General features: G+C 65.3%; 21 protein-coding genes. 11 read left to right on the top strand and 10 right to left on the bottom strand.

Going from position 1 to position 16,161, the window contains the following annotated elements:
• Positions 1–4: 4 nt before the first annotated feature.
• From LQT98_RS03440 to LQT98_RS03455, 4 genes are all read left to right on the top strand, one after another.
• Positions 5–616, top strand: coding sequence for a LysE family translocator (locus LQT98_RS03440; protein WP_231461124.1), 612 nt, complete (start codon positions 5–7; stop codon positions 614–616).
• Positions 617–923: 307 nt separating this feature from the next.
• Complete coding sequence (gene pyrB, locus LQT98_RS03445) at positions 924–1,844, top strand: aspartate carbamoyltransferase (protein ID WP_048408470.1); 921 nt, start codon at positions 924–926, stop codon at positions 1,842–1,844.
• A 21-nt stretch (positions 1,845–1,865) separates the two neighbouring features.
• The gene (gene pyrI, locus LQT98_RS03450; RefSeq protein WP_048408471.1) at positions 1,866–2,324 is read left to right on the top strand and encodes an aspartate carbamoyltransferase regulatory subunit; all 459 of its coding nucleotides are present in this window, start codon (positions 1,866–1,868) and stop codon (positions 2,322–2,324) included.
• A 117-nt stretch (positions 2,325–2,441) separates the two neighbouring features.
• Complete coding sequence (locus LQT98_RS03455) at positions 2,442–3,710, top strand: chloride channel protein (protein ID WP_231461125.1); 1,269 nt, start codon at positions 2,442–2,444, stop codon at positions 3,708–3,710.
• A 57-nt stretch (positions 3,711–3,767) separates the two neighbouring features.
• Here LQT98_RS03455 and LQT98_RS03460 read toward each other — a convergent pair whose 3' ends face one another.
• The 3 genes from LQT98_RS03460 to LQT98_RS03470 all read right to left on the bottom strand — a co-directional run bounded on the left by LQT98_RS03460 (position 3,768) and on the right by LQT98_RS03470 (position 6,116).
• Positions 3,768–4,286, bottom strand: a complete 519-nt coding sequence (locus tag LQT98_RS03460) for a GNAT family N-acetyltransferase (RefSeq protein WP_231461126.1) — start codon at positions 4,284–4,286, stop codon at positions 3,768–3,770.
• Between the two features lie 94 nt (positions 4,287–4,380).
• Entirely contained in the window at positions 4,381–5,244 is an 864-nt protein-coding gene (locus LQT98_RS03465; protein WP_231461127.1) for an NYN domain-containing protein, read from the bottom strand.
• A 74-nt stretch (positions 5,245–5,318) separates the two neighbouring features.
• Complete coding sequence (locus LQT98_RS03470; RefSeq protein WP_231461128.1) at positions 5,319–6,116, bottom strand: substrate-binding periplasmic protein; 798 nt, start codon at positions 6,114–6,116, stop codon at positions 5,319–5,321.
• Positions 6,117–6,226: 110 nt separating this feature from the next.
• Between LQT98_RS03470 and LQT98_RS03475 the strand changes: the two genes are divergently transcribed.
• A complete protein-coding gene (locus LQT98_RS03475; RefSeq protein WP_048408475.1) occupies positions 6,227–6,451 on the top strand; it encodes a hypothetical protein in 225 nt (74 codons plus the stop codon).
• A 90-nt stretch (positions 6,452–6,541) separates the two neighbouring features.
• On the opposite strand, the gene LQT98_RS03480 is transcribed toward LQT98_RS03475, so the two are convergent.
• From LQT98_RS03480 to LQT98_RS03490, 3 genes are all read right to left on the bottom strand, one after another.
• Positions 6,542–7,084 carry a DUF2059 domain-containing protein gene (locus tag LQT98_RS03480; protein ID WP_048408476.1) on the bottom strand — a complete coding sequence of 181 codons (543 nt, stop codon included), beginning with the start codon at positions 7,082–7,084 and terminating at the stop codon, positions 6,542–6,544.
• Between the two features lie 115 nt (positions 7,085–7,199).
• Positions 7,200–8,156 carry a substrate-binding domain-containing protein gene (locus LQT98_RS03485; RefSeq protein WP_231461129.1) on the bottom strand — a complete coding sequence of 319 codons (957 nt, stop codon included), beginning with the start codon at positions 8,154–8,156 and terminating at the stop codon, positions 7,200–7,202.
• Between the two features lie 267 nt (positions 8,157–8,423).
• Positions 8,424–8,996, bottom strand: coding sequence for an RBBP9/YdeN family alpha/beta hydrolase (locus LQT98_RS03490; RefSeq protein WP_048408477.1), 573 nt, complete (start codon positions 8,994–8,996; stop codon positions 8,424–8,426).
• Between the two features lie 209 nt (positions 8,997–9,205).
• Between LQT98_RS03490 and LQT98_RS03495 the strand changes: the two genes are divergently transcribed.
• Entirely contained in the window at positions 9,206–10,204 is a 999-nt protein-coding gene (locus LQT98_RS03495; RefSeq protein WP_231461130.1) for a sulfate ABC transporter substrate-binding protein, read from the top strand.
• Positions 10,205–10,265: 61 nt separating this feature from the next.
• Here LQT98_RS03495 and LQT98_RS03500 read toward each other — a convergent pair whose 3' ends face one another.
• Together LQT98_RS03500 and LQT98_RS03505 are read right to left on the bottom strand one after the other, a co-directional pair.
• A complete protein-coding gene (locus LQT98_RS03500) occupies positions 10,266–10,763 on the bottom strand; it encodes a M48 metallopeptidase family protein (protein WP_048408478.1) in 498 nt (165 codons plus the stop codon).
• Positions 10,764–10,817: 54 nt separating this feature from the next.
• A complete protein-coding gene (locus LQT98_RS03505) occupies positions 10,818–11,345 on the bottom strand; it encodes a GNAT family N-acetyltransferase (protein WP_231461131.1) in 528 nt (175 codons plus the stop codon).
• A 112-nt stretch (positions 11,346–11,457) separates the two neighbouring features.
• On the opposite strand from LQT98_RS03505, the gene LQT98_RS03510 reads away from it, so the two are divergent.
• From LQT98_RS03510 to LQT98_RS03525, 4 genes are read left to right on the top strand one after another with little or no spacing between them, the layout of a single operon-like run.
• Positions 11,458–11,757 (top strand): antibiotic biosynthesis monooxygenase family protein, encoded by a 300-nt coding sequence (locus tag LQT98_RS03510; RefSeq protein ID WP_231461132.1) that lies wholly within the window; start codon positions 11,458–11,460, stop codon positions 11,755–11,757.
• Complete coding sequence (locus tag LQT98_RS03515; protein WP_231461133.1) at positions 11,754–12,362, top strand: FMN-binding negative transcriptional regulator; 609 nt, start codon at positions 11,754–11,756, stop codon at positions 12,360–12,362. The genes LQT98_RS03510 and LQT98_RS03515 overlap by 4 nt, the downstream gene beginning before the upstream one ends.
• Before the next feature lie 58 nt (positions 12,363–12,420).
• Entirely contained in the window at positions 12,421–12,654 is a 234-nt protein-coding gene (locus tag LQT98_RS03520) for a hypothetical protein (RefSeq protein WP_231461134.1), read from the top strand.
• Entirely contained in the window at positions 12,651–12,809 is a 159-nt protein-coding gene (locus LQT98_RS03525; protein ID WP_156183732.1) for a hypothetical protein, read from the top strand. Before LQT98_RS03520 ends, LQT98_RS03525 begins: the two co-directional genes overlap by 4 nt.
• Positions 12,810–12,868: 59 nt before the next feature.
• On the opposite strand, the gene LQT98_RS03530 is transcribed toward LQT98_RS03525, so the two are convergent.
• Together LQT98_RS03530 and LQT98_RS03535 are read right to left on the bottom strand one after the other, a co-directional pair.
• Entirely contained in the window at positions 12,869–13,405 is a 537-nt protein-coding gene (locus LQT98_RS03530) for a YaeQ family protein (RefSeq protein ID WP_231461135.1), read from the bottom strand.
• A 233-nt stretch (positions 13,406–13,638) separates the two neighbouring features.
• Positions 13,639–14,334, bottom strand: a complete 696-nt coding sequence (locus LQT98_RS03535; RefSeq protein WP_231461136.1) for an MliC family protein — start codon at positions 14,332–14,334, stop codon at positions 13,639–13,641.
• 384 nt (positions 14,335–14,718) lie between these two features.
• Between LQT98_RS03535 and LQT98_RS03540 the strand changes: the two genes are divergently transcribed.
• Positions 14,719–16,146, top strand: a complete 1,428-nt coding sequence (locus LQT98_RS03540; RefSeq protein ID WP_048408483.1) for a DEAD/DEAH box helicase — start codon at positions 14,719–14,721, stop codon at positions 16,144–16,146.
• Positions 16,147–16,161: the final 15 nt, after the last annotated feature.

Below are 16,161 nucleotides of genomic sequence, written 5' to 3' on the forward strand. Positions count from 1 at the left end.
CCTGATGACGGCAATCGACTGGTGGCCATTCATCGCCGCCTCGCTGCTGCTGGTGGTGACGCCGGGAGCCGGCACCCTGTCGATACTCGGCGCGCTGAGCGGCGGCGGCTTGCGCGCTGGCTACGCGGCCCAGGCCGGGCTGCTGGCCGGCGATCTGATCCTGATCGCGCTGGCCGGCGGCGGCGTGGCGGCCTTGCTGGCCGCTCACCCCGGCTGGTTCGAACTGCTGCGCTACGCCGGCGCGCTGTACCTGGCCTGGCTGGGCGCTAAGCTGCTGCTGGCCCGTGGCGACAGCGCCACGGCGGCCGCGCCAGCGCAGCGCGGCGCCGGCGCCTGTTTCCGCCGCTCGCTATTGATCACCCTGGCCAATCCCAAGGCCATTCTGTTCTTCATGGCCTTCTTTCCGCAGTTCCTGGACGCCGGCCACGCCGGCGCCGCCGGTTTCGCTCAGCTGGCCGTGGTGTTCTGCCTGATCAATATGCTCTACCTGGCGCTGCTGGTGTGGCTGGCCGGCCATCTGCGCCGCCGCGCGTTCGCCCCTGGCGGCCGTCTGCTTCTGAACCGCCTGTTGGGCATCTGTTTTCTGGGGCTGGGCATCAAGTACGCGCTGCGCTGAGCGCCGCCCAAGGCACGCCGCGGGCGCGGAAGTGTCCCTTTTCTGCCATCAATTTCGATAAATGCGACACGGGTCTTACCGCCGCGCCGGAATTGGGATTACAATCCCGCAATTTTGTTCGGACCGCAGGCAATGACCCACGCAGCAGCTCTTCCCGCACGACGCACCGCCCGCCACGGCGGCGACTTGGCGTTGGCTCGAGGCCTTGCCGTTCCCGAACCCCAGCGCAGTAAGAAAACAAGCTCCTGATCCCAGGGGCTTTTTTTTTATCCGCGACTCATAAAGCCACTATTGAAAGGACGCGACCATGGCCAACCCCCTCTACCGCAAACACATCATTTCCATACCGGACTTCAGCCGCGAGGAACTGGAGCTGGTGGTGGCCACGGCCGGCAAGCTGAAGCAGCAGCCGCGCAACGATCTGCTGAAGGACAAGCTGGTGGGCAGCTGTTTCTTCGAACCGTCCACCCGCACCCGGCTGTCGTTTGAAACCGCGGTGCAACGGCTGGGCGGCAGCGTCATCGGCTTCGCCGACGGCGGCAACACCAGCGCCAAGAAGGGCGAAACCCTGGCCGACTCGATCAAGATCATCGCGTCCTACACCGACGCGGTGGTGATGCGTCATCCCAAGGAGGGCGCGGCGCGGCTGGCCAGCGAATTCTCCGCCGTGCCCATCATCAACGGCGGCGACGGCTCCAACCAGCACCCGACCCAAACCCTGCTGGACCTGTTCACCATCCGCGAAACCCAGGGCACGCTGGAAAACCTGACCGTGGCCTTCGTCGGCGACCTCAAGTACGGCCGCACCGTGCACTCGCTGACCCAGGCGCTGTCGCTGTTCGGCGCGCGCTTCTACTTCGTCGCGCCGGAACAGCTGGCGATGCCGGACTACATCTGCGAGGAACTGGACGAAAAAGGCATCCAGTACACCGTGGTCGGCAGCCTGGACGATGTGATTCCGCAAGTGGACGTGCTGTACATGACCCGGGTGCAGCGCGAGCGCTTCGACGAGGCCGAATTCAAGAAGATCCAGGGCAAGTTCGTGCTGCGCGCCGACATGCTGCACAGCGCCCGCACCAATATGAAGATACTGCACCCGCTGCCGCGCGTGGACGAGATCGAAACCAGCGTGGACGCCACGCCGCACGCTTATTACTTCGAACAGGCCAAGAACGGGGTCTACGCGCGCCAGGCGCTGCTGTCGCTGGTGTTGAACGAGACCGTCTGATTCAGGAAAAGGAAAACCATCATGCAATACACCCGCACCGTAGAAGCGCTGAAGCAAGGCACCGTCATCGACCACATCCCGGCCGGCCAGGGCCTGACCATCCTGCGCCTGTTCAAGCTCAGCGAAACCGGCGAGCGCGTCACCGTGGGGCTGAACCTGTCCAGCCGCCACATGGGCGCCAAGGACATCATCAAGGTGGAGAACATCGCGCTGTCGGAGGAGCAGGCCAACGAGCTGGCGCTGTTCGCGCCGCAGGCCACCGTCAACGTGATCGACAATTTCGAAGTGGTGAAGAAACACAAGCTGGCGCTGCCGGACACCATCGAAGGCATCTTCTCCTGCCCCAACTCCAACTGCATTTCGCATAATGAGCCGGTGACCAGCTTTTTCTATGTCAAACCCCAGGCGCGCGACACAAAAATGAAATGCAAGTATTGCGAAAAGGTGTTCAGTAGGGATATCGTTGCAGAGGTGCGCTAAGTCGTACAAGGGTGAATAGAGAAATATCAAGAAAACACTGCATTCGACAGTGGTAAAAAGCACGAGCAAGCGCCGCAGTCATCTGCGGCGCTTCTCATTTCCGCACTGGACGACCCGATGCCCCGCCCGGCCGCCTTGCTTCGCCAGCTCCACCTCCCCGACCTGCCCGCCGCCGTGCTCATCGGCCTGTTGGGCGCCGCCGCCGTATCCGGCTTCCACTTGGCGCTGAACGCACTGGAACACCTGCTCACCGGCATGAGCGGCAGCCTGGTCGGCATCGCCCGCCAACTGCCCGCCTGGCAACGCGCCGCCCTGCCCGCCGTCGGCGGCCTGCTGGCCGGCTTGGTATTGCAACACGGCCTGCGGCTGGCGCGCGGCTCGGCCGGCGGCGACTACCTGGAAGCGGTGCGCGTCGGCGACGGCCGCCTGGGCCTGCGTACCGTGCTGATCAAATGCCTGTCCTCGCTGTTCACCGTCGCCTCCGGCGGCTCCATCGGGCGTGAGGGCGCCATGGTGTCGCTGGCCGCGCTGGGCGGCTCGCTGCTGGCGCGGCGGCAGCGCCTCTCCTTGCCGCGCCGCCGCCTGCTGGTGGCTTGCGGCATCGCCGCCGGCTGGTCCGCCGCTTACCACGCGCCGCTGGCCGGCGTCTTGTTCGTCTGCCAAGTGGTACGGCCGCGCCGGCGCTGGCGCGGCCTGCCGCCGCTGATCGTCGCCTCCGCCGTCGCCAGCCTGGCCTCCGGCGCCTGGTTCAAGCTGCCGGCGATCTACCACGTTCCGCCGCTGCCGGCGCTGACAACGACGGCCCTGCTGGCCTATTGTCTGGTGGCCTGCGCGCTGGGCCTGCTCGCGCCGTGGTTTCTGCAAGCGATGAACGCCGCGCGGCGCGCCTTCGCCGCCATCGGCCTGGCCTTGCCGGCGCGCATGGCGCTGGGGGGATTGATCGTGGGAAGCCTGGCCTGGTTCTGGCCGGAAATGTGGGGCAACGGCTATAGCACGGTGTCCGCGCTGCTGACCGCCGCGCCACTGTGGCAGACCTTGCTGGCCCTGCTGCTTTGCAAGCTGCTGGCCACCGCGGCCACCAGCGGCTCCGGCGCCGTGGGCGGAATCTTCACGCCCATGCTGTTTGTCGGCGCCGCCGGAGGCGCCTTGATCGGCCTATCGCTGAACGCGCTGTGGCCCGGCGCGGCGCCGCTGGCCGGCGTCATCGTCACCGGCATGGCGGCTTTTTTGGCCGCCACCGCGCAAGCGCCGTGGCTGGCCGTGGTCATGATGCTGGAGATGACCGCCAGCTTCGGCCTGACCGCACCCTTGCTGCTGGCCTCCTGGCTGGCTGCGCGCCTCAGCCGCCGCTTGCTGGGCGGCCGGGCGCTATATGACGGTCGTTAGAACCTGTTTACGATCTACGCCTCCTCGCAAGGCCGCCTCGCGTGACCGTGAACCGGCTTATGGCGTCGCCGGGCCCTCGCTGGCGCCATCGATGAAACGTTGCAAGAACACCAGGTCCAGCCAGCGGCCGAACTTGAACCCCACCTGCGGCAGCATGCCCACTTGCTGGAAGCCCAATTTTTCATGGAAGCGGATCGAACCCTCATTGGCGGCGTCCACCGCGCCCACCATGGTGTGCTTGCCCAAGGCCTTGGCGCGCGGGAACAAGGCCTGCACCAAGGCGGTGCCTATGCCCTTGCCGCGGGCATCGGCCGACAGGTGCACGCTGTGTTCCACGGTAAAGCGGTAGCCCGGCTTGACGCGGAAATCGCCAAAGCTGGAAAAGCCCAGGATCTTGCCGCCCTCTTCGGCCAGCAGCACCGGGTAGCCGGCGGCGGCGCGGTCCTGGAACCACACGGCGAATTCGCCGGCGGACAGCGGATCGTCGTTGTAGATGGCGGTGGTGGTGGCGATGACCTCGTTGTAGATGTCGAGAATCGCCGCCAGGTCTTCCAGCGTGGCGTCACGGATAATCATGTTCTGTCCCTTGCGAATATGGCTTGTTGTACGGATCGCTGGCGCATGCGCCGGCGCTGATCCTTGGAATGCAAACAGTGTACCAGCAGCCGTGTCAGGCGGCAGCCGCCGGCTTTTTACGCGGGCTGCGCTTCTTGCGCACCGGCGCTTCCGGTGTCGTTTCGGGCTCGGGCGGCGCGGACACGGCGGCGGCGGGCGCCGGTTCGCCGTCCTGCTTGAGCCGGATTTCACAATGCAGCTTGGAGCCGTTGCGGCTTTCCTGCACCGTCAGGAAATCCAGCTTCTTCACCATTTGCGATAGCCGGGAATGACCATAAACACGCGGGTCGAACGAGGGGTCGTTCTTGGCCAGATAAGTACCCACCACCGATAACTCGGCCCAGCCGCTGTCGCGCGCCACCGCCTCGATCGCATTGGTGAACATGTCCTGCAGCGGGTGGCGCTCCTTCTCCGGCTGCGGCTTGGCGCGGCTGCGGGTGCTGCGCGCCTTGGGCCTGTCGCCCGCGCTCTTGGCCGCCGGCTCCGGCCGCAGAATCTCGGTGAACACGAATTTGTCGCAGGCGGCGATGAAGGGCCGCGGCGTCTTGGACTGCTCGCCCAGGCCGATCACCATCAGGCCGGACTCGCGCAGCCGGGTGGCCAGGCGGGTGAAATCGCTGTCGGAGGACACCAGGCAGAAACCATCGAAATTGCCGGTGTAGAGCAGATCCATCGCGTCGATGATCAAGGCGGAGTCGGTGGAGTTCTTGCCCTTGGTGTAGGCGAATTGCTGAATCGGCGAAATCGCGTATTGATGCAGCACTTCCTTCCAGCCCTTCAATTGGCTGGTGGTCCAATCGCCGTAGGCGCGCTTGACCACGGCGGTGCCGTACTTGGCCACTTCGGCCAGCAGTTCGGCAATCAGCGCCGACTGTGCGTTGTCGGCGTCTATCAATACCGCCAGTTTGCGGTTTTCCATGCTTGATTTCCGTAATGCGACCGAACCATGCTAAAACCGGCGCTCGCCGCTGTCAAAACCGGCAAACGGCGCCGCTAGGGCAGTCCGCCATGCAAGACCTGCTCGACGATGGCGGCAATCCGTCCTTCCCGTTTCATCCGTTCCAGCACGGCGTTGAGTTGCTGGATGAAATCGTCCTGATACGGGTAGCGCTGGGATCCGCGCTTGCTGAAGCCGATATAGGCCTGCTCGCCGTTCAGGCTGACCGCCTCCACCAGTTCGCCGCGCTGACTGGCGCTGATCGCGCCGCGCCGCTGCAAGCGGTCCAGCATATAGTGGATGGACAGCTTGTCGTTCAAATAGCAATCCATGCGTCCATTGATCAGTTTCAACAGATTGCCCCGCGTGTCCGGCGCCTCGTCCAGCTGGATCTCGCCGCGCTGCACCGCTTGCCAGAACACCTTGCCGCCGGGCCGGAAGCCGGTATTGTTGCCAAAGCGCAGACCAAGGAAATCCGCCGGCCAGTGCTGTCGAGGCGTGCGCATCACTTCCGCCCGGCAATACACCACCACCTGCTCCTGCCAGAACGGCGCCGAATAACTCATGTACTCGCGCTCCGGCCGATAATACGGCGGCGACAACGCCATGGCGCGGCCGGCTTCCAGCTCGACCAGGCCGCGCTTCCACGGCACCGGCCGCAACTCGATGCGATAGCCTTCCATGCGCTGCGACGCCGCGCGCAACACCTCGTTGTAAACGCCCACCGCGCGTCCATCCGCCTCGTAGGAATACGGCGGATAACCGTTGTCGGTCAGCACCACGACCTGGCGCGGCGGGACGGTGGCACCCAGCGCCAAGCCGGCCCAGCACAGCAGTAAGCCGCATCGAATCATTTGAATGACATATCCCGTGTCGATAAACACTTTATAGCCGCTGCGCCGCCCGGCGTTGGCACGAGTCTTGCGCTGACACCAGCGTCCATCGTTCCCGCCGCGAGGCCGCTATGAAACTGTTTTCGCGCAACACCGCCGCCGCCACCAGCGAAGTGGTGATGTTCAACTATCGCCGACCGGTGCGCGCGCGCCAGGTGGCGCTGGGCAGCGGCGGCCGGCTATGGCTGATAGAGGCGCTGGACCCCACCCACAACGTCTGGGTATGGCAGGACGAAGCCTGCCAGGCCGAGGCCGCGGTGGACACCGCGCGCCGCCTCAGCCTGATGCTGAACTGACCCATTCTGGTGCATCGGCACCAAGCTGGCGCGATGCGGCAATAAAAAAGCCGCCTCAACGGGCGGCTTGTGCGATGAAGCGTGGCTTGATCATTTCTTGGCGATGTTCTTGCCGAAACTTTCCGCCGCAGCGCGCATCTTGGGCAGCAACACCGGTTCGGCGGCCTTCAGCGTGTCGCCGGCGATGGTGTTGATGATCTGCGGCTGCTGCTTCAGCAGCTTCTGACCGGCGGCGGTCTTGTAGAAGGCGTTGATCTGCTTGAGTTCGTCGGCGCTGAACTGGGCGCTGTAGGCCTTGGCCACGGTCTGCTCGAACTGCTGCTTGGCCGCGCTGGAGCCGAAGTAATCGCTGGCCAGCTTGTGCACGTTCTCGCCGTAGGTCTTGAAGCCTTCCTGCGCTTTCTTCTGCTGGGCTTCGCTCAGCTTGATCTTGTTCTTGACGAAGTATTCCTGCAGCAGCGGCATCGCGCTGGCGGTGGTGCGCTGCGCCAGTTCCGGCAGCATATTGTTCAGGTTCAGCGTGGCGGACAACTCTTTGACGGCGGCGTCCTGAGCGGCGTCGGCGTGCGCCAGCAGCGGCAAGGTCAGCGCCAGGGCGGCCAGGCCGGCTTTGAGCGGGCGTGATGCGAACATGTGGAATCCTTTGGCTTTGAGTTGGAAACAGCTGGCGCCGGCGCTGCCGACGCGGAAACACCGGCAGTGTGACACCGCCGCCGCCGCAGGTCAAAAAAGCCGTGGCGTCGCGCGGCTAGCGCCCGGCTGCCGCGGAAGCCGACGACTGCGGCCCCTGCCAGCCTTGATAAGCGCCGATATTGTCGCGGGTGATCAGCTGCACCGGCACCGTCACCGTGCGCGGCTTGAGCTTGGGATTGGCCAGCAGCTGGCGGCCCAGCTTCACCGCCTCCACGCCCATGGCGTAAGGCGCCTGGCTGGAGGAGGCCACGATCTGGCTATCGCCGCGCAGCGCTTTCTCGATGTCCGGCGAGCCGTCCACGCCGGCTATCATCACTTCCTTGCGCCCGGCGGCGCGCGCCGCCTGTTCCGCGCCCAACGCCTGGCGGTCGTTGCTGGCGAACACGCCGTTGATCGCCGGGTAGCGCAACAGCAGCTGCGTCATCAGCCGCTTGCCGCCCCAGCTGGACGCCAGCCCGCTCTCCTGATGGCTGAGCAGCTGGATCTTGGGAAACGCGGCCAGGCTGCGGCGGCAGCCCGCCACCCGGTCCCAGACCGAGGATACCGGCGGGCCGTTCTGGATCACGAAATTACCCTCGCCATGCATTCGCTCCGCCAGATAGCGGCAGGCCAGCACGCCGGCCTGGACATTGTCCGATTTGACCGTGCCATCGGCGCCGACGGCGTCCACATCCACCGCCACCACCCGCACCCCGGCCTGCTGCGCCTCGCGCACCAACGGCGCCACCGCCTTGCTGTCCGCGGCCACCAACAGGATCAGCTCCACGCGCAGGCGCAGCAGTTGCCGCACCTGTTCCCGCTGCCGCTCCAGGCTGAAATTGGCGGACAGCGTGGTGATCTGGGCCTGGGGATTGAGCGCGCGCGCCTCCTGCAAGGCGCCGCGCGCGACGATCTGATAAAAGGGGTTGTCCAGCGCCCCCACGGAGATGCCGATGCGGCTCGGCGGCGGCGCGGCGCTGGCGGCCCCGGCCAGCAGCGGCCAGCAACAGGCAAGGAATCGGCTCGGTTTCATGGCCACCCGGGATGCTTGAATGCGTGTCACCCCAGTTTAGACCACGCCGCTCCCGCTGCGAAAGCGCGCACAACGCCCGCTCGACGTCTCGCGGGCGGCAGATCGCAAACAGCTACTCAGCGCCTGTTCAAAGTCTCGCGAGCTAGGGCGGGACAAGGCGTTGCGGCGGAGAAAGCGGAATGTACACGTGGTACATGAGCACTGAGCTTGGTTTCAACGCCCATTTCTATCCATCCCGCCGACGCGCAGCAGATCGTAGACAGGTTCTCAGGCCGCCTGGCTCAGGCTGGCCCTGACCCGCTGCGCCAGCAACTCCAGCTGCAGCCAGCCTTCTTCCCACTGGCAGTGGCCGGACTCCACATTGATGTGACCAGCCTGGCGCAGCCAGGCGATGGGCGTGCGCCAGTAGCCGGCCAGCCGCGCCGCGCGCGGCGTCTTGCAGAACGGGTCATTGCTGCTCGCCACCATTCTGGCCGGAAACGGCAAGGGCTGGCGCGGCGTCGGCGCGAAGCCCATCAGCTCGCGCGGCACGAAGGGGCGTTCCACGTCCGCCGGCGCCACCAGCAAGGCGCCGGCAATCCGCTGCGGCTGACGCTGCGCGTAATGCGCCACCGCCACGCAGCCCAGGCTGTGGGCGATGACGATGACCGGCTTGCGCGCCAGCGCCAGCGCCCGATCCAGGCCTTGCAGCCAATCCTCCAGCTGCGGCGCGTCCCAATCGCCGGTCTCCACCCGCGTAGCGCCCAGCCGCCGCTGCCAATGGCTTTGCCAGTGCCGTGGGCCGGAGTTGCGCCAGCCGGGCTGAATGATCAAGTCGAAATCGGCCAGCGAAGGTTCCATCGCTCAGCTCCTCAAAGGTTGAGTTCGCACTGTAGGCCGACTTTGATATTTCTGGAAATGATATCGAACAAGATGTTTATTCCGTATATCTATAAAAAGACCTGCTTCATATAGATTTATTTGGAATTTAAAGATGAAAAACAATCACTTCTGGCGCTAAAACATTTCTGATTAGATGCAAGCATCGTTCGCTTTCCCGGGAAACCGCCATGCCTCGCCTCACCCTTCGTCACGCCCTGCTGTCCCTATCCTTGCTGAGCGCCGCCGCGCCATTGCTGGCCGCCGAGCTGCTCAATGTCTCCTACGACCCCACTCGCGAGCTGTATCAGGACATCAACAAGGCCTTCGCCGAGCAATGGAAGAAACAGGGCGGCGACGTCGCCATCAAGCAATCGCACGGCGGCTCCGGCAAGCAATCGCTGGCGATCCAGCACGGCCTGGAAGCCGATGTCGCGACACTGGCGCTGGCCTACGACATCGACGTGCTGGCGGACCAGGGCCTGCTGCCCAAGAACTGGCAAAGCCGATTGCCGGACAATAGCTCGCCCTACACCTCCACCATCGTGTTCCTGGTGCGCAAGGGCAATCCCAAGGGCATCCGCGACTGGGGCGATCTGATCAAGCCCGGCATCCAGGTGATCACGCCCAATCCCAAGACCTCCGGCGGCGCGCGCTGGAACTACCTGGCGGCCTGGGGCTACGCGCTGAAACAGCCCGGCGGCAACGAGGCCAAGGCCCGCGCCTATGTAGGCGAGCTGTACAAGCATGTGCCGGTGTTGGACACCGGCGCGCGCGGCGCGACGCTGACCTTCGCCCAGCGCGGACTGGGCGACGTGCTGCTGGCCTGGGAAAACGAAGCGGTGCTGGCCGTGAAGGAGTTGGGACCGGACAAATTCGACATCGTCACCCCCTCGCTGTCCATCCTGGCCGAGCCGCCGGTGGCGGTGGTGGACAAGGTGGCCGACAAGAAGGGCAATCGCAAGCTGGCCGAGGCTTATCTGAAGTTCCTGTACACCCCGCAGGGCCAGACCATCGCGGCGCAGAACTACTACCGCCCGCGCGACGCCAAGATCGCCGCGCAATACGCCGGCCAGTTCCCCAAGGTCAAGCTGTTCACGCTGAAAGACACTTTCGGCGACTGGCGCGGCGCCCAGCGCAAGCACTTCGCCGACGGCGGCGTGTTCGATCAGCTAATCGCCAAGAAATAGCGCGCCCCTCAATGCGAACAGCCCGGCAACGCCGGGCTGTTGTGCTTGCGGGAACCGCGGATCAGGCCGCCTGGCTTTCGCGCCAGGTCAGCCATACCCGCATATCGAATTCCAGCTGGTGATAGTCCGGCTCCATATGGCAGCACAGTTGGTAGAAGGCCTTGTTGTGGTCCTTCTCCTTCAGATGAGCCAACTCATGCACCACGATCATGCGCAAGAACGGCAGCGGCGCGTCGCGGAACAAGGCGGCGACGCGGATTTCGTTCTTGGTCTTCAGCTTGCCGCCCTGCACCCGCGACACAAAGGTATTGGTGCCCAGCGTGCCCTTGACCGGGTGCTGCTGGTTGTCATACATCACCTTGGCCGGCAAGGCCGCGTTTTTCAGATAGCGCTGCTTGAGCTCGGACACGTACTGGTACAGCGCCTTGTCGGTCTGCACCTCATGGGGGTCCGGATACCTGCGCGCCAGCCAGGCGCCCAGCTGGCCGGAGTCCAGCAGCGCCTGCACCTGACCGAGCAAGGCGGCGGGGTAGTGCTGCAAATAATTGAGAGTCGGCATCACGCCATTGTAAAACGATGCGGCGGCCAGGTGTTGCGGCGGCGCAAACCGGCGCTACAACAAGCGGGACGGATCATCCCACTGATAGCTGAGCGCCAGCGCGCGGCTGCCGGCCGCGGTGTCCACCTCGCGCGGCGTCGACGCCACGCCTCCCAGCGAGCGGTAAAAACCGCAGGCGGCGTGATTCGCCTGGTACACCCACAGATACAACGGCCTGCCCGGCGCGACGCGCAGCGCCTCCGCGGCGGCGGCGGCCATCAGCGCCCGCCCCACGCCGCGCCCCTGCTGCCCCGGCAGCACATGCAGATTGTCCAGGTAAACGCCGCGCTCCGGCGCCTCGTCCGGCAGTAGACAGACGAAACCCACCGACTCGCCGTACCACAAGGCCAGCCGCACCCACGGCGGCGACGCCGCGGCGAAGCGCTGGCGCCACAGCGTCAGGCGTTCGTCCCAGGCGCGCTGGTCCAGGTATTCATCCGGCAGGATGCCGCGATAATGCTGCTGCCAGCTGGCGACATGCAGAGCGGCGATCCGCTCGACATCACGAGCATCGGCCGCGCGCAACAACAGCCTCTTGGTCATGTTCACTCCCCTGTCACGGTGGTTCCACGCCAACGGCCCGACTGGCTCTGGTCACGACCGCCGGCAATCGAGACAATGCCGATTCCTCCACCTTACTCCAGGAAGGTCCTGTATGCATGTCGTGATTTTCCGCGCCGCCACGCGGCAACTCGATGCCGAATACTTCGCCGTGGCGCAGCAAATGCGCCAACTGGCGCTGGAGCGTTTCGGCTGTCTCGCCTTTGTCTCCGCCAGCGAGGACGGCCAGGAAATCGCGCTGTCCTACTGGCCGGACGCCGACAGCATCCGCGCCTGGAAGGCGCACGCCGATCACCTGTTGGCGCAGCAACTGGGACGCGAGCGCTGGTATCGACAGTACCGGGTGGAAGTTGCGCGCATCGAACGCAGTTATGAATGGGAGCCCACGCCATGATGTATACGCCGGACGCATTCTCGGGCCGCCTGGCCGCGCTGCCGGAACTATTGGCCGCCCATCCCTTCGCCACCCTGATCACCCCGCAGACCGACGGCGAGCCGTGGATCAGCCACTTGGTGCTGCTGGCCGATCCCGAACAGCCGGACTGCCTGCTCGGCCACCTGGCGCGCGCCAACCCGCACAGCCAGGCGCTGCTGCGCGGCCGCAGCGTCGCATTGTTTCACGGGGAACATGGCTATGTGTCGCCGGCCTGGTACGCCGCCGGTGGCGCCCAGGTGCCCACCTGGAACTACCGGGTCGCGCATGCTCACGGCGTGGCGGAAGAAATGGAAGGCACGGCCCTGCTGCGGCAGCTGGAACGGCAGGTGCGCCGGTTCGAAGGCGAATCCGGCTGGCGGCTGCCAAGCGAAAACGCGGCCATCCAGGCGATGCAGCGCGCCATCGTCGGTTTCCGGCTGCGGGTGGAACGCTGGGATCTCAAGGAAAAACTGAGCCAGAACCGCAGCGCGGCGGACCAGGACGGCGCGGTCGCGGCTCTGGAACGCATCGGGGGCGATGACGGCGCCTTGGCGCGCGCAATGCGCGCCGCGCGGCGCGACTAGCGCCTTTTTATCCGCGGCGGCGGATTCTTTAGCCGCTTTTTACACGTCGAGGCCTAGTATGCGAATGTCTTTTCACCGCGAGGCCTTGCCGATGAGCACCCGCAAATCCGCCATCCGCGCGCAGCCGGCGCGCGGCATCCCCGACTATCTGCCGGATGAAGACGCGGCGCCGCTGGCGCTGCGCCGCTATATTCTCAACGCCCGCTTCCCGCACGAAGAGCGCGAGACAGCCGCGCGCGGCTGGCGCGCCTCCTTGCGTGCCTGGTGGCGGCAAGTGAGCGCGCAACGATGAGCCGCTGTGTCCACACCCTGCGCCACCACCGTGTATTGAGCGCCCATGCCCAGGCCCGCCATCAACGCATGCCCTGGCTCAAGCGCAAGGCGCGCTTGCCGCGCGCGGCGCAAGCCGGCTGGCTGACGCGCTTGCGCGCCTGGCTGTGCGGCTGAGAACCTGTTTACGATCTGCTAGGCGTCGACGATACGGCCTTGCACAGGCGCTGCGCGTCTTATTTGAGGCGCAGCGGCTCCACCAGCACATTGCTGGTTTCGTCGGCCAGCCAGAGTTGGCCGTCCTGGATGGTGGCGCTCAGCTGCATGCTGCGCTGGCAAATGGCGACCAACTCAGCCAGCGTGGCCGGTTCGACGCGGAACACGCTGAGCTTGTCCAGGCGCGCCAGCTTGTTCTCCAGCTGCGGCCACCATACTTCGCTGGCGCGGCCGCCATAGCTGTACAACACCACTTTATCGGCGCGGCTGCAGGCCTTTTTCAGCCGTTTCTCATCCGGCTCGCCCAGTTCCACCCACAGCTCGATGTCTTCGGCGTAACTCTTCTGCCACAACTCGGGCTCGTCGTCGGCGCTCAGGCCGCGGCTGAACTGCAGGGTTTCGCTGGCGTTGAGCGCGAAGGCGGCCAGGCGCAGCATCATGCGTTCCACGGTTTCGGACGGGTGCTGGGCCAGCGTCAGCTGATGACTGGCGTAATAGCCGCGATCCATGTCGGACACGGCGAGATTGGCTTTGTAAATGGTGGCGGACAGGGCCATGCGGAAACCGGCTTTGCGAAAAAAGAAGCTATTGTACGGGTCAGCCGGCTTTTGCGCGCAATCATCGCGGATGGCAGGCGCCGCGCTGTCTCAGAACCTGTTCAAAGTCTGCTGCGCTTCAGCGATACGGCGTTAAAAACGAGCTCAAAATGCTCATGTACCACTTGTACATTCCGCTTTTTCGCTCGTTTTCGCCTTGTCTCGCCCTTGCTCGCGAGACTTTGAACAGGCTCTCAGGGCGATGGCTGGCTGGAGCAATCCAAGGGCTCGCCGCGCCAGGTGATGCTGGCCTCGCGCCCCTTGATCCACAACTCCAGGCCCGGCGCCGCATAGCGCGCGCCGCTGCCGCTCAGGCCCTGGTGCAGAATGGCGGTGGAACCGTTGTATTCCAGTTTCACCGTGGGCGGATGAGTGCGGTAGAACGTTGCCAACACGGTGCGGGTGGCATTGCCCTTGCAGACATAGCGCAGCGGCGTCAGCGCCGGCGCCAGGCCCCAGGCCGCCTGCAGCTGGGTGATGCGCATGATGTAGACGTCGCCCAGGCACATATGCATGTCCTCGGTCTTGACGCAGTCCTTCAGGCTTTTCACCCAGCGGCGCTGCTCGGCGATCAGCTTGGACTCGGCGCCCGGCCGGCCCTGCTGCGCCAGCTCCAGCGCCTGGGCGTAGACCTTCTCCAGCCTATTGTCCTGACGGGTCAGGCTGTCGTCCTGGCACACCATGGCTTCCACCGGATTGCCCGGCTTGTCGCAGTTGAAATCGGTGGCCACCGGCGCGCCGGCCTCGGTCGCTTCCTCGGCCGGTTTGCCGCCGTCGGCCACGCGGCCATGTCCGCCGTCGCCGCGGCCGTGGTCGTTCCTGCCGGCGGCCAGCGCCAGCGCCGGACACAATATGATCAAGCCGATCAGCCTATGGGCGGATCCAGGCATACCGATTTCCTCTGAACTGCGTTATCGCCACCCGACTCCGGGCGGCCACATCCAAACAGGCATCCGCCGGCGCCGGCCAGGCACATAGTGCCGCACCGGCGCGAAGCCAACATGATACCAGTTCGCTCATGCGCATTTATTAATAATAAGCGCCGCCGCCGTATCCCGGAGCGGCGCGTGATTCCGCTGGAATGGATATGACAATGCGGCGACAAGTTCCCAAAACGGCCATTTGCCGGTACACTCCGGCCTCCCGCGCGCAAAATTCCAATCTTTGCGCGCCGCGCGCGCTTCATCCGGAAGCGCCCACCGCATACCCCTAACTTTTTCCCGTCAGCCTGGATTGGTTCGCACATACTGCGATAGGCCGTCGCAGGAGCAAACATGTCCACACTCACCTTTGCCGACCTCGGTCTGGCTGAACCGTTGTTGCGCGCCGTCAGCGAAACCGGCTACACCACCCCCACCCCGATCCAGGCGCAGGCCATTCCGCAAGTGCTGCAAGGCGGCGACCTGCTGGCCGCGGCCCAGACCGGCACCGGCAAGACCGCCGGCTTCACCCTGCCGCTGCTGCATCTGCTGATGGGCAAGCCGGCCACCCAGCCGGGCCGCCCGCGCGCGCTGGTGCTGACGCCCACTCGCGAGCTGGCAGCCCAGGTGGAAGAATCGGTGCAGACCTACGGCAAACACCTGCCGCTCAAATCCATGGTGATGTTCGGCGGCGTCAACATCAATCCGCAGACCCGCGCGCTGCGCAAGCCGCTGGACATCCTGGTGGCCACTCCCGGCCGCCTGCTGGACCACGCCGGCCAACGCAATATCGATCTGTCCGGCGTTGAGATCCTGGTGCTGGACGAAGCCGACCGCATGCTGGACATGGGCTTCATCCACGATATCCGCAAAGTGCTGGCGCTGCTGCCGGCCAAGCGCCAGAACCTGCTGTTCTCCGCCACCTTCTCCGACGAGATCAAGGGCCTGGCCGATCGCCTGCTGGACAATCCCAAGCTGGTGGAAGTGGCGCGCCGCAACACCACCAACGAACTGGTGAACCAGAAAGTCCACCTGGTGGACCGCGACCGCAAGACCGAACTGCTGATGCACCTGATCAAGGAGCACAACTGGTTCCAGGCGCTGGTGTTCACCCGCACCAAGCACGGCGCCAACCGTCTGGCGGAAAAACTGGACAAGAGCGGCATCCCCGCCGCCGCGATTCACGGCAACAAGAGTCAGAACGCACGTACCCGCGCCTTGGCTGACTTCAAGAGCGGAGAATTGCAAGTACTGGTGGCCACCGATATCGCCGCGCGCGGCCTGGACATCGACCAATTGCCGCAAGTGGTCAACTTCGAACTGCCCAATGTGCCGGAAGACTATGTGCACCGCATCGGCCGCACCGGCCGCGCCGGCAGCAAGGGCGAGGCGGTGTCCCTGGTGTGCGTCGACGAATTCAACTTCCTGAAAGACATCGAGAAGCTCACCAAGCAGTCGATCGAGCGCTTCAGCGTGCCGGGCTTCGAGGCGGACTTGTCGGTGAAGCCAGAGCCCATCCCGATGGGCGGCGGCAATCGCCGCGGCCAGCCGCAGCGCCAGGGCGGCGGCGGCAAACCGCGCCACCAGCCGGACAGCAAGCCCACCGGCCACGGCCACCGCGCCCCGGCGTCCAAGCCGCGCCAGGGACAAGGTCAGGGACAGGCCAAAAACACAACAGGCGGCCAAACCGGCCAGCGCGCGCAGCAAGGCCAGGGCCAGCGCGGCAAGCCCGCCGCCTCGCGTCCGAGCTCGGCGCTGTTCAGCCCGCCTAAAGGCCGCTAAAACCGCGCGCGGCGC

It is taken from the genome of Chromobacterium aquaticum (assembly GCF_021129195.1).
Lineage (GTDB): Bacteria > Pseudomonadota > Gammaproteobacteria > Burkholderiales > Chromobacteriaceae > Chromobacterium > Chromobacterium aquaticum.